12 protein-coding genes and 1 other RNA gene are annotated in these 12,009 nt (G+C 40.6%); 7 read left to right on the top strand and 6 right to left on the bottom strand.

Features of this window, described 5'->3' with window-relative positions:
• Nucleotides 1–42 precede the first annotated feature (42 nt).
• Nucleotides 43–456, bottom strand: coding sequence for a hypothetical protein (locus ACX3PZ_RS04880; protein ID WP_459112042.1), 414 nt, complete (start codon nt 454–456; stop codon nt 43–45).
• A 481-nt stretch (nt 457–937) separates the two neighbouring features.
• Between ACX3PZ_RS04880 and ACX3PZ_RS04885 the strand changes: the two genes are divergently transcribed.
• Entirely contained in the window at nt 938–1,276 is a 339-nt protein-coding gene (locus ACX3PZ_RS04885) for a helix-turn-helix domain-containing protein (protein WP_459112043.1), read from the top strand.
• On the top strand, nt 1,270–2,556 hold the full coding sequence (locus ACX3PZ_RS04890) for a type II toxin-antitoxin system HipA family toxin (RefSeq protein WP_459112044.1): 1,287 nt from the start codon (nt 1,270–1,272) through the stop codon (nt 2,554–2,556). The genes ACX3PZ_RS04885 and ACX3PZ_RS04890 overlap by 7 nt, the downstream gene beginning before the upstream one ends.
• A 104-nt stretch (nt 2,557–2,660) precedes the next feature.
• On the opposite strand, the gene ssrA is transcribed toward ACX3PZ_RS04890, so the two are convergent.
• Nucleotides 2,661–3,063: a transfer-messenger RNA gene (ssrA, locus tag ACX3PZ_RS04895) on the bottom strand.
• 262 nt (nt 3,064–3,325) lie between these two features.
• Between ssrA and ACX3PZ_RS04900 the strand changes: the two genes are divergently transcribed.
• From ACX3PZ_RS04900 to ACX3PZ_RS04915, 4 genes are all read left to right on the top strand, one after another.
• On the top strand, nt 3,326–4,111 hold the full coding sequence (locus tag ACX3PZ_RS04900) for a carboxypeptidase regulatory-like domain-containing protein (RefSeq protein ID WP_459112045.1): 786 nt from the start codon (nt 3,326–3,328) through the stop codon (nt 4,109–4,111).
• A 30-nt stretch (nt 4,112–4,141) separates the two neighbouring features.
• Complete coding sequence (locus ACX3PZ_RS04905; RefSeq protein ID WP_459112046.1) at nt 4,142–4,960, top strand: hypothetical protein; 819 nt, start codon at nt 4,142–4,144, stop codon at nt 4,958–4,960.
• Between the two features lie 222 nt (nt 4,961–5,182).
• Nucleotides 5,183–5,914, top strand: coding sequence for an SIMPL domain-containing protein (locus ACX3PZ_RS04910; RefSeq protein WP_459112047.1), 732 nt, complete (start codon nt 5,183–5,185; stop codon nt 5,912–5,914).
• A 79-nt stretch (nt 5,915–5,993) separates the two neighbouring features.
• Entirely contained in the window at nt 5,994–7,466 is a 1,473-nt protein-coding gene (locus tag ACX3PZ_RS04915) for an alpha-amylase (RefSeq protein ID WP_459112048.1), read from the top strand.
• 68 nt (nt 7,467–7,534) lie between these two features.
• On the opposite strand, the gene ACX3PZ_RS04920 is transcribed toward ACX3PZ_RS04915, so the two are convergent.
• From ACX3PZ_RS04920 to ACX3PZ_RS04935, 4 genes are all read right to left on the bottom strand, one after another.
• The gene (locus ACX3PZ_RS04920) at nt 7,535–8,053 is read right to left on the bottom strand and encodes a GNAT family protein (protein ID WP_459083426.1); all 519 of its coding nucleotides are present in this window, start codon (nt 8,051–8,053) and stop codon (nt 7,535–7,537) included.
• Nucleotides 8,054–8,188: 135 nt separating this feature from the next.
• Nucleotides 8,189–8,425 carry a PspC domain-containing protein gene (locus tag ACX3PZ_RS04925; protein ID WP_459083427.1) on the bottom strand — a complete coding sequence of 79 codons (237 nt, stop codon included), beginning with the start codon at nt 8,423–8,425 and terminating at the stop codon, nt 8,189–8,191.
• 27 nt (nt 8,426–8,452) lie between these two features.
• Nucleotides 8,453–9,598 (bottom strand): N-acetyl-alpha-D-glucosaminyl L-malate synthase BshA, encoded by a 1,146-nt coding sequence (gene bshA, locus ACX3PZ_RS04930; RefSeq protein ID WP_459083428.1) that lies wholly within the window; start codon nt 9,596–9,598, stop codon nt 8,453–8,455.
• A complete protein-coding gene (locus ACX3PZ_RS04935) occupies nt 9,598–11,340 on the bottom strand; it encodes a glycoside hydrolase family 3 protein (protein WP_459083429.1) in 1,743 nt (580 codons plus the stop codon). Before ACX3PZ_RS04935 ends, bshA begins: the two co-directional genes overlap by 1 nt.
• A gap of 128 nt (nt 11,341–11,468) precedes the next feature.
• Between ACX3PZ_RS04935 and ACX3PZ_RS04940 the strand changes: the two genes are divergently transcribed.
• Nucleotides 11,469–11,960 carry a hypothetical protein gene (locus ACX3PZ_RS04940; protein ID WP_459083430.1) on the top strand — a complete coding sequence of 164 codons (492 nt, stop codon included), beginning with the start codon at nt 11,469–11,471 and terminating at the stop codon, nt 11,958–11,960.
• The last annotated feature ends 49 nt before the right edge of the window (nt 11,961–12,009 follow it).

Here is a 12,009-nt window from a genome sequence, read left to right on the forward strand (position 1 = left end):
TTTACCGAAAAAAAGGTAGAGGCAAAATTGCGCGTGAAATTCTTAGAGAAAAAGTTTGGGCGGTTGCCATATGGACTTAAGTCCTTCTAAATACGTAGGATTTAGATAATAGAATTGAGATTTTTTAGAAGAGGAATCGACAAGAGCAGTCTTAGAACCAAGTGCTGATTTTGAAATTACAGCACCGTGCAAAAGCAAAGTTCCACAGACGGCAGCATTGCAATGATTCGTACAGCCACTAGAATTGCAATCATGTGATTTTGTGTTGCAGTCTCCACAATTTTCCATTCCATGAGAGTGCTTTGTAGTTGTGTCCTTATTGGGAAGACCATTACCAGACATCGAACAAGTATTCGCAGTAGGTGCTTGCATTTCCAAGTTGGCCCATGCCCACTGAGGCACGAGGAAAAGTCCAAGTGCAATAAAGCAAAACCATATGGAGATTCTTGAATTCAATGGGTTGTTCTAACGAACTACAAATGTACTATTTTCTATTCTATTGTACCAATTCCACCCTGAGGTGTGATTTTGGATTCTGTTTCTAGAACGGTTCTTTTAAAGAAGAAGACCATGAATTTTTGCATAGTTCTTTTCCAAAATCTTTAAATAAGCAAAAACTTAAAAGATTATATCCTTGTAAGACTCTTTATTCTGTCGATGAATACGATCTCTTTCGCGAGGATCCCTTAGCGATTGCGCAAACCTTTTCTTTCCCAATAGCCTCTGTCTAAAACAAAAAAAACACACGTGCTTTTGCCTAAATAAGAAATGACAATATACAAAGCAATAACAAGATTTAAGCAAGCACACAATGAATGAAATTTGATGCGTAATTGCGTTTTTTTCTTGTTACGCATTATTTTTCGTACATTAGCTATAAATCCACAATGAATGAAATAGGATTCATTATGAGTTAAAAAGATAATTTATGAGTAATATGTCAGACATTAGTTTGTTTTCGGATAAGGCAATTCTGAATACAATAGGATTGTTTGTTCAACAAAGCCGTATTAAGCAAAATCTAAATCAACAAGAATTAGCCGATAAGGCAGCGGTTAGTAGATCCACGGTGAGTTTGTTGGAACGTGGTGAAAATATCTCTTTAATTAACTTACTAAAAATGTTGCGAATTTTGGATGCATTGTATGTTTTGAAAGAGTTTGAAGCAAGAGAAGAAATCAGCCCACTTCGTTTAGCTAAAGGAGAAAAAAAATTACGTAAACGGGTAATGAAAAAAGACACTTCACAAGATAATAATTTGGATTTAGGATGGTAACAACAGCTTTTATAAATATTTATGGACAACGTGTAGGCGCAGTAGCATGGGATTCAGCTACCGAAATGGCATCATTTGAATACGAGCCTAAATTTAATTTAGAAAAAATGCCTATTGCGCCTATCAAGATGCCTTCCCAAAACAGAATTTATAGCTTTCCAGAACATCGCAATAGCGAAACCTTTAAAGGTATGCCCGGACTTTTAGCCGATGCATTACCTGATCGATATGGAAAAGATTTAATCAATGCGTGGTTGGCAAGACAGGGGCGTCCCGATGATAGTTTAAATCCTGTAGAACTCTTGTGTTTTATTGGACGAAGAGGTATGGGAGCGTTAGAATTTGAACCTGTAATGGCTAAAGAATCACCTTCGTATGATATTGAATTAAGTGATTTAATCGAAACGACTAAAGCTTTATTATCAAGCAAGGAAAACGTGTCTATTAAAACTCAAAAAAATATGGAGGATGCGATGATGGATATTCTAAAAATGGGAACATCTGCTGGAGGTGCACGTCCTAAGGCTATTATTGCCTACAATGAAAAAACAGGTCAAATCAAATCGGGACAAACGCTTGCAGACAAAGGTTTTGAACATTGGTTGATTAAATTTGACGAAGTTAGTGATGTACAATTCGGCGAATCAAAAGGATATGGACGGGTAGAAATGGCTTATTACAAAATGGCAACAGATTTTGGAGTTGATATGATGGAATCACGATTGATTGAAGAAAATAATCGGGTTCATTTTTTGACCAAACGTTTTGATCGCATAAAAGGAAATCAAAAATTGCACAGTCAAACATTATGTGCCTTGCAACATTATGATTTTTCAAATATCACTTCCTATAGTTATGAGCAAATTTTTCAAACCATGCGGCAACTTAGATTAACCTACGCTGAAGCAGAACAAATGTTTAAACGAATGGTCTTTAATGTGATAGCAAGAAATTGTGACGACCATACCAAGAATTTTTCATTTCTGATGAATGCTGAGGGAATTTGGAATTTAGCACCTGCTTACGATATTTGTTTTGCTTACAGGCCCGATAGTCAATGGGTGAGCCAGCATAATTTAAGTATCAATGGAAAAAGAAAGGATTTTACAAGAAAAGATTTGTTGACTATTGCAGAACAAAATTCGATTCGAAATCCAGAAGGCATTATCAACTCCTGCATTGAAGTTGTCGCAAACTGGAGAATATATGCCGATAGGTATCAAGTTGATGAGGAGAAAACACATGCAATCGACCAATTATTATTAAAGGAATTAAAATGATCGTATTTTTGCCGATAACGGCATATTTATTATCAAGCTATAGTCCCACAATCGTTCAAGATAAAAAAATAACTGCCTGAAAAATCAGACAGTTAGAATCTAAAATGTGGAGCTGGAGAGATTCGAACTCTCGTCCAAACAAGTAGTACATAAGATTTCTACATGCTTATTCTACCATTAATTTTCGATTAAACGCAGAGGGCAAACACCCAACGCTTAACTTATCTTCTAAAATTTTTGTTCTCGAGCCGAAGATTCACGAGACTTAGTTCTGCATTTCCTATGCCCCAGAATCAGACGCCGCAAAACGGAGGCTTCTGTGGGACATCTTGTTTCCTTACTATACTTCGGGAAAAGCGCTAAATCCTACTGTGATTCGGATTAAGCAGCAAGAGCAAACTCTTGGTCGCCAGTTAAAAGTTTTCAGCAAGGGATTAAAGAGATCGCGCTGAGGTTCTCTGCATGCTTACTTACCCACTAGGCTTGCTGTCGATACCGGTCAGCCCCTTAATTGTAGTAAGTCTGCAAAGGTAATGAAAATTTCGTTCCAATATTTGATTTGTGCAGTAGTGTTTGTTCGATTTGCGGAGAACCTATTTGAGATATAATGCCATTTGCAATGATTTTTTGTAATAATTTTTAACGAAAACAAGATTGTCTAAGTGTTAAGTTGTCTTAAAACGCGTTAACTACGGTTAAACTTGGGCATGAGCTATCGATTATTTACTTCATTATAGAGGAATAGGAGGTATTTTTACGACCTGAATATATGAACCCACTAACGCGTCATTTTGTCATACTGTTTACTTTGGGTACTTTGAGCGTGCTCTACGCTCAAAGCGCAAAAGGCTTTGTTAGCACGGAAGGTGTGAAGCTTCCTGGAGTTCTCGTAATGAATATGAAAACCCAAGCGAAAGTCCTTACGGATTCAGAAGGAGCTTATGAAATTCCTGCAAGTGTGGGAGAGGAGCTAAGATTTGTTAAGCGTGGGTACGAACGAAGTGCTCTCGTGGTGACAGGACAGGATACTCCTTACTTTACCTTCCTTCGTAAGGTAGCAACCCTAATTGAGGAGGTGCAAGTACCGAGTGTACGTTTAAGTGGAGACCTTGCTAAGGATTCCAAGCTTCTTGCAAAAAGAAGTGCAGCAGATCAAGTCCAAGCGGCTGTTGGCCTTCCGCAGGCTCCAGAAAAGCCGCGTGAGAAAGCCTACACCTCTGCAGCAGAAACGCTTTTGCCCATGCTTGTGGGAAGTTTAAATGTGCATGCGCTGTATGAAGTAATAAGTGGGGATGGACGTAGAAAGAAAAGTCTTTATGAATTTGAAGACAGGCAAGGGGAGATCAATTGGGTAAGGCAGCGCTTGCCTGAATCCTATTTTATAGAACAAGGCATTCCTTCCAATCGGATCGGAGAATTTTTAGGCTTTGCCTTTTCTTCCAATCCAAAGGTTAGAACCTATGCACGAGCTAGAAACCTCTCGGGTGTGACAGCCGAGTTAGAAACACCGATCCAGATCTACTTGAGTAGACTTAAAGATTCGAATCAGCCTTAGTTTGATTCCACTATGAAAAAACAATTTCCTATGAGAACCCCTTTTCTTTTCCTATTTCTTTTTCTGACCGCTTCTGTGAGTGCTCAACAGGTTTTAATTGGCCGCGTGAGTGTAGAAGGAGATCGAAGTGTATCCGGCGTAAGTGTATACAATGTCGCGACAGAGAGTTTAACACAATCGGACAACGATGGCCATTTTCTTATCTACGGAAGTGTTGGAGATGAAATCCGTTTTATTAAGCCTGGTTTTCAGAGGGTCAGTTACTATGTAAAAGCAGAAAGTTTAACTTCCTCCATTTCAATTGATTTAATTCTCTTAGAACATGAAATTGAAGAAGTAGTGATTGGGTTTCGTCCTTCTGGAATCCTAAGCAAAGACTCTAGAGCCTTAGATCGACCGCTGCGAGAACGAAAATTGAACGATGAGATGGCTTCTTACATGATGAAACCTCCTGCAAACGGAGCCTATCCAAGCAATAAAATGCCATCTTCGATGGCAATGGGCCCCGACTTTTCCCAAGGTCAAATGGATCTATTGAAATTAGCATCCGGGTTAGGAGAACTATTTAATAAGGCTACAAATCCAACTCCTCCAGCAAACTATGCACAAAGAGAAGCTTTCTATAAGCGCGTGAAAGAAGCGACCGATTTAGAGTATTACAAATCTCGTGGACTTGACGAATATGATTTTGATATCTATTTAGCCTATGCGGATGAAAGTCTGGATCTAGCTAAGAAATTCAGGCTTCGTTTTGATATAAAGGCCATTGAGCTAGAATTAAAAGGTCTTCTTGCTGAGTATCTAGACACCCACGTACTGGTTCAAAAAGACAAGGAGCTTCCTTTGTAATATTCACTGATCTGTAGATCCGTCAAAATCTTTCTCGCAGAACCAAATCTCATCTTGTCTAAATAGGTTCGGGTCTAATAGATGGGATTCATGAGTGGGAAGTACCTACGGCCCCCTTGATTCTTCTTGCTCTGAAAATTTTAAGAATTAGTTCCTTGAAAAAACGGAACAGGATTTGTTTGTTCTTTTGTACGAATACAAATACCAAATCCAATTTTCACAATGAATAAATCTATACTTGCGGTAGCGATTGCAGCCTTAGGTTTTATTATTGGCGTCGCCCTTTTTGGCTCCGCCATTAAAAACCGTAACAAAGCCGATAATACCATCTCGGTGACAGGCCTTGGAACCAAAACATTTACTTCGGATTTAATTACTTGGGATGGAAGTTTTTCCCGAACTAGTTTTGAACTGCAAAGTGCCTACGCCGAACTTGCTGCGGATCGAGGTGTCATATCAGAGTATTTGAAATCCAAAGGAATTAAACCACAAGAAATGGTGTTTTCGGCGGTGGACATCCAAAAACTCTATAACTATTCAAACGACGCCAATGGAAATAGTTCCCGAAATTTCGGTGGGTACCAATTAATGCAAAAAGTATCTATAGAGAGTAAGGAAGTAGGGAAGATAGAGGATCTTTCTAGAAATATCACCGAGATTATTAATCGAGGCATTGAATTTACATCCACAACACCCAATTATTTTTACACCAAACTCTCCGAGGTCAAGCAGCAGATGATTGCAGATGCAACGAAGGATGCGAAAGAAAGAGCCGAGAAAATTGCGGACAATGCGGGAGCAAAATTAGGGAAGCTTAAAAAAGGCTCCACGGGGGTCATTCAAATTACGGCACCCAACTCTACCGAAGAATATTCCTGGGGTGGAACCTACAATACTTCCTCAAAAGAGAAGGAATCTAGCATCACGGTGAAATTAGAATACGAAGTTCGTTAGTCGGTTGGCTAAATTTGCAATCAAAAGTGGAATGTTTTAATTAATTCACTAAATTTACCTACTACATTATTTGATTACAATGAAATTTAGACCACTACTAATACTTGGGGTGACCCTAAGTGTGCTGCTTAGCTGCGGCTCTGATGGCGGACGCGATCCCGATCCAACGCCGAACCCAGACCCCACTCCCAACCCTCCTCCAGGGGAAGTTGTGGTGAAACCTGACTTTAAAGTCATTAACGTCACCACGCACGATGGAAAGCCCTTTGCGGTGGGTGCCCTCCCTCCAAGCGGCCAAGCGGTAGGCGGAGAAGGTGGATCGGTAATGATGCAAGCATTTTACTGGGATGTTCCGATGGGCGGAACCTGGTGGGATAAATTGAGTGAAAAAGTAAGTGCATGGTCTAGTGCAGGAATTGGAGCCATTTGGCTTCCTCCTGTAACCAAAGGTCAAAGTGGAGGGTATTCTATGGGATACGATCCTTACGATTATTTTGACTTTGGACAGTACAATCAGCACGGCACGACTGAGACTCGTTTCGGGTCCAAAGATGAGCTAGTGAATCTAATTACCACAGCCCATCAAAACAATGTGATGGTGTATGCGGACATTGTTCTAAACCACAACAGCGGTGGGGGTTCGCAGTACAATCCTTATACGAAAACCAATACGTGGACCGATTTCACTACCGTAGCCTCTGGACTTTTTAAAAGAGATTATGAATCTTTTTATCCCAACAGCACGGGAACGAAAGATGAAGGAATTTTTGGCCACATGCCGGATTTAAGTCATGCAAATCCGTATGTGCAAGATTGGTTCTGGAATAAACCAGAATCCGTAGGGAAGTACTACAAGAATACGCTTAAGTTTGACGGATGGCGTTTTGATTACGTAAAAGGATTTGGTTCTTGGGTAGTCAAAGATTGGAATGCTGCGGTAGGAGGGTTCTCCGTTGGGGAACTTTGGGATACCAACTTACAGCTAATCGACGATTGGGTGAAATCTTCAGGAAGTAATGTCTTCGATTTCTCTACCTATTACAAAATGGATGAGGCGTTTGATGAGGACAATTTAATGAAGCTTACGGATGCGATGTACTGGAAACAAAACCCATACAAATCCGTAACCTTTGTCACCAACCACGACACCGACGAAATTTGGAATAAAAAATATGCCTATGCCTACATTCTTACGCATGAGGGATATCCTACGATTTTCTATCGGGATTATGAAGAGTGGCTTGACAAAGCTTCATTAAACACCCTTATCAAAATCCATAACGAGAAAGCAACAGGGACTACCTCTATTTTGTACGCGGACAAGGATGAATACATTGCAAGACGAAATGGTTACAATGGAAATCCAGGTCTTATTGTGTATCTTAATACCTCTTCCACGTACCAAGAGAAGTGGGTGGAAAGCAACTGGGTATCCAAAGAGATCTCCGATTTAACCGGAAACGAGACCGCATATAAGACCACGACACGTAGTGACCGTTGGGTGAAAATTAAATGCCCACCGGGATCCTATACCATTTGGTCTGTCAACTAAACACAGAACAAGCATAAATTACAAAAGCGGCCTAAAGTGCCGCTTTTGTGTATTTCAGATGAGTTGGATTAATGATAAACCACATCGTAAATTTCCTCTTTCAAGGCCTTGATGTCATGGTGTAGATAATTGCTAAGTAGCCATAAATCGAGTGGGTTTTTGTCCAGTCCGTAGGCCGGTTGCTGATAGTTTTTGTCCAGAACCTCCAATCCTAGTTTTTGATAGAAGGAAAGTCGACGTTTTGCATCCAGACCTAAATTTTCAGGCTCGCATTCGAGCACAATTCTTGAATAGTCTTTAAATAGATCCGCAAGAACTTTTGATCCATAACTTTGATTTCGGAACTCATCAAAGATTTCAAAGTGTTCCACGAATACGGAACTTGACAAGGGCCAAAGAATAAGATACCCTAAGTCTTTCGAATCTACCAAAAGGGAGCGAACTTGTACATTTGGATTTTTGAAAAGCGTAAAGAACTGCTCTTTGCTCCGTCTTTCGTCCCGTGGAAAGTAAGATTTATAAGAGTCGTAAATGGGCCTAGCCCGGTAGTGGTCGGCCGAATCCACATGCAAGTAATCTATTTTCATGAATCTAAATTGAATTTAAGTAAAAGTACGGTCTTTTGCCAAGTGAGTTCTTACACTTAAAACGCGGCTTATTACAAAATGTAAAATCAGGGTTCTTTAAAAACGAAGAACGAAAAGGATTCCGAACCAGGAAGGTTAGAGATCGAAGACGCTCGGGCGACGAGTGACAAAGATATCCTTTACCCAAAGGAAGAATGCAAGGACAAGATAGAGCAGAAAAACAAAGCCAACCGTCGCAAAAGTGGAATAGATGAAGAACACACGAAGTTTTGAAACTGGGATTCCCAGTTTTGCACCTAGGCGCGTAAGCACACCAAACCATTCTCGCTCAAGTTTGTGTCGTAGATTGGATATGAATCTCGGTTCGCTCATACAATGCTTGCTTCTCTACGTGTAAATTTAAGGTTTTTTTGAATTCAAAAATTCCTCTGTGGTTCTTCTGTACATCTCCTCATAAAGGGGAACGATCTTATGCAAATCAAAACTCTCCGCTTGTGTCTTGGCATTTACCTTCATTTGGCAAAGTAATTCTGGATCGCTCAGAAGTTTAATGGTATAGTTGCTCATTGCTTCTACATTGCCGATTTCGGCTAGATACCCGGTAACCCCTTGAATGTTCACCTCGGGAATTCCTCCGGCATTCGAACTGATGACAGGGGTGGCGGCTGCCATTGCCTCAAGGGCGGCCAGTCCAAAGCTTTCCTGTTCGGAAGGAAGAAGGAAAACATCGGATAGCTCTAAAATTCGGTAGAGGTCGTTTACTTTTCCTAGAATCCGAATCTTATCAATTAGCTCCGGATTTTGTTCTAGAAATTGATTGACAAGTTCCATATCGGGCCCCTCCCCAATAATGACGAGTTTAGATTTTATTTTGGCCTGTACGTTTTTGAAGATTTGAAGAACGTCTTGTATCCTTTTTACGGGACGCAAATTCGAGACGTGAATCAATATTTTTTCATCCTTTTTTGCAAATTGATCTCTTTGGCAAGGAATCTCAGGTGTGAATACTTTGTTGTCAATGAAATTCGTGATGACCTCAATAGGTCTTGTAATGTTGAAGAATTTCAACGTATCTTTCTTTAAACTCTCAGAAACGGACGTGACCGCATTGCTTTGGTTGATAGAGAATTCCACTGCATGCTTGTAGCTTGGAAACTGCCCTACAAGGGTGATGTCTGTGCCGTGCAACGTAGTGACTAGAGGCACGTCTTTCCCTTCTTCTTTAAGCATTTGCTTGGCTGTAAACGCGGCGTACGCATAAGGAATTGCATAATGCGCATGAAGAAGATCTAATTTGTAAAGGTTTACCACGCGGTAGATCATGGAGCTAAGCGCGATGTCATAAGGTTGGTATTGAAACAGAGGGTAGGTCTGCAAGTTTACCTTATGAAAGAAGATATTTGGGTTGGTGATGTCAAGTCGAGCCGGTAAATTGTTTGAAATGAAATGCACTTCGTAGCCTTTGTCTGCGAGTGCCATTCCAAGTTCAGTGGCTACAATGCCGCTACCTCCATACGTAGGGTAGCACAGGATTCCTATTTTCATTATTCAATGAGGATTTGAGAAGTTGGTTTTGGATTAGTAGAAGTCTCTTGCGTGGGAAGAATAAGCCCATCGCCTGCCTTTAAGTCGGCACTTATACTCACGGGAAGTTTTCCCTCCATAGGACTTTGTCCTAAAAATGCTTTTGCACTCGCCATTTGCGAGTCAATATTGTTTTCGTAGGCGACCACAACCCCTGAAATACCCTGTAGATCCATGTCTAATAGGGCGTAAGGCGAAGCAAACACGCTTAGGATTACCTCATGGTCTTTCGTTAAGTTCTTAAGGATGTCTTTGGATTCTTTTGAGATTTTATACGGTTTGTAGGCCGTAGAATTGTCCTTGTGAAGTCCCACTATTACTTTTGCTCCCTTAGGGATTGTGCTTATTTTTGATTTGGACACGGCTATTACAGTCGTTCCTATTTGGAGCGCTTTTACAAACTCATGGAAAGGGGCTTCTTCTAATCCTATATAGTAGTAAGTCTCTTTGCAAGTAAGAGGAAGAATCGCATTTTCATTTCGTAAAAGAGTTAGGGCCTTAGAATAAACCTTTTGCGCCATTTGTTTGTGCGTCTGATTGTTTAAGTCATAATCTAGATTCTGCGTAGAAATGGGCTCAAAAGAATCAAGGCCTAAATAGTATTTTGTCTTTAGAATTTTCTTTACACTTTCTTCTAAGCGAGACTCAGGAATCGTTCCGTTTTCTAGTCCTTCTCTTATTCGCTTTTTCCCCTCGTGTACCTCTTGAGAAAAAAGCATGATGTCGTTTCCTGCCTGAAAGGCTAGGAAATCCAGCTCTCCAGGTTTGTAGCGCTTGGCGACGGCTCCCATATTGAGGGCATCGGTAATGATAAGACCCTCATAGCCATAGGTGTCTTTCAATAGACCCGTGATGACGGATGAAGAAATCGAAGCGGGTACTCCTTTTTTGGGTTCTAAAGCGGGCACATACAAGTGGGCGACCATCACGCCTCCTACACCTAAGTCCATCATCGCTTTAAAGGGTGCGAGTTCAATCTTTTCTAATCGCTCTTTGGAGTGAGCTACGACAGGAAGATCCAAATGCGAGTCCATGCTCGTATCGCCATGCCCGGGAAAATGCTTGATGGCGGCGAGAACACCGTGGTCTTGAAGTCCTTTCGTGTATGCATTCGCAGAGAGTACTACATTATCGACTTCGGATCCGAAGCTTCGGTTGCCAATGATGGGATTGCTAGGATTGGTGTTCACATCGACCACGGGAGCAAAAACCCAATTGACGCCCATTCGTTTTGCATCCGATGCAATTTGCGAAGCCATTTCGGTGATGACGGTTTTGTCTGTAATGGCACCTAAGGCCATGGCCCATGGCAGCTTATAGGCTTTTGCGATTCTTTGGTAAATCCCCCATTCTGCGTCCATTCCCACAAGCATAGCTACTTTGCTTTGCGATTGCAGCTCATTTAAGATCTCAATTTCTCGTTTTGCATCGTCTTGCATTAAAATGAGGCCTCCTAGTTTTTCTGTTTTCACAAGGGCTTTTACATGCTCAATCTCCTGTTCGCCCTTGTTTGTGTAGAGTGCGACAATAAATAATTGACCTATTTTTTCGTCTTGTGATAAGCTTTCGTAGGTTTTGTTTACCCACTCCTCAGCCTCTTTCTTTGTCGCTTCTGTAAGGTCTAATGGTTTGTACTGAGCTGATAGAAAGCTGCTTATAAAAATACTTAGCAAAAGAGTGGAATACAAACGGGCTGGCTTCATAGGGCAGGGTTTTCGTGAGAAACAAAAATACAACTTTATAATTTTACGCCCCCCATGCAGAGAATAAAGTTTTTGGCATTTGTTTTGGATACTAAAGGATAATTATCACTTAATACCAAAATAAAACTATGAAAAAGTTATTACCCTTATTGATGCTCGCCTTTGTTGGTCTTTTTGCACTAAGTTGCGAAAGTGATGACGATAGAGATTATGGGCAAGACTATGATACATATCCTGTAATGAAGGATGTGAGTGGAACTTTTAGCGCTTCCAACGAATATACGCTTCAACAATCCATTCAACTACCAGCCTCGGACGTGGTTTTGGTCTATCGAAATATCTCTTCTACTGGAACGGTATGGCAACTAATTCCAAAAACAGAATACCTAACTCTTGGAAGAGAATTAGATTACAACTTCATTTTTTCAAAAGATTTAGTGGAGATTTATACAGAAGCGAATTTTGATCAAGCGACGATGACGAGCACAGAGAAAGCTCAATATCTGAACAACCAACAATTTAGAATTGTATTGGTACCCGCTTCTGCAGCCGCTTCTTTAGAAAGCAAAGAGTACAATTCCGTACTGAATGCGCTTAAAGTTTCTGCGCCACAGAAGTAGAAGAAATAGAAAACACAAATTCTATATAAAAAGGCCGCTTCCATATATT

Source organism: Chryseobacterium sp. A321, assembly GCF_054489265.1.

Coding starts and splice junctions, on each gene's coding strand:
- ACX3PZ_RS04885 (WP_459112043.1), top strand. CDS start 938: ATGTCAGACATTAGTTTGTTTTCGGATAAGGCAATTCTGAATACAATA.
- ACX3PZ_RS04890 (WP_459112044.1), top strand. CDS start 1,270: ATGGTAACAACAGCTTTTATAAATATTTATGGACAACGTGTAGGCGCA.
- ACX3PZ_RS04900 (WP_459112045.1), top strand. CDS start 3,326: ATGAACCCACTAACGCGTCATTTTGTCATACTGTTTACTTTGGGTACT.
- ACX3PZ_RS04905 (WP_459112046.1), top strand. CDS start 4,142: ATGAGAACCCCTTTTCTTTTCCTATTTCTTTTTCTGACCGCTTCTGTG.
- ACX3PZ_RS04910 (WP_459112047.1), top strand. CDS start 5,183: ATGAATAAATCTATACTTGCGGTAGCGATTGCAGCCTTAGGTTTTATT.
- ACX3PZ_RS04915 (WP_459112048.1), top strand. CDS start 5,994: ATGAAATTTAGACCACTACTAATACTTGGGGTGACCCTAAGTGTGCTG.
- ACX3PZ_RS04920 (WP_459083426.1), bottom strand. CDS start 8,053: ATGAAAATAGATTACTTGCATGTGGATTCGGCCGACCACTACCGGGCT.
- ACX3PZ_RS04925 (WP_459083427.1), bottom strand. CDS start 8,425: ATGAGCGAACCGAGATTCATATCCAATCTACGACACAAACTTGAGCGA.
- bshA (WP_459083428.1), bottom strand. CDS start 9,598: ATGAAAATAGGAATCCTGTGCTACCCTACGTATGGAGGTAGCGGCATT.
- ACX3PZ_RS04935 (WP_459083429.1), bottom strand. CDS start 11,340: ATGAAGCCAGCCCGTTTGTATTCCACTCTTTTGCTAAGTATTTTTATA.
- ACX3PZ_RS04940 (WP_459083430.1), top strand. CDS start 11,469: ATGAAAAAGTTATTACCCTTATTGATGCTCGCCTTTGTTGGTCTTTTT.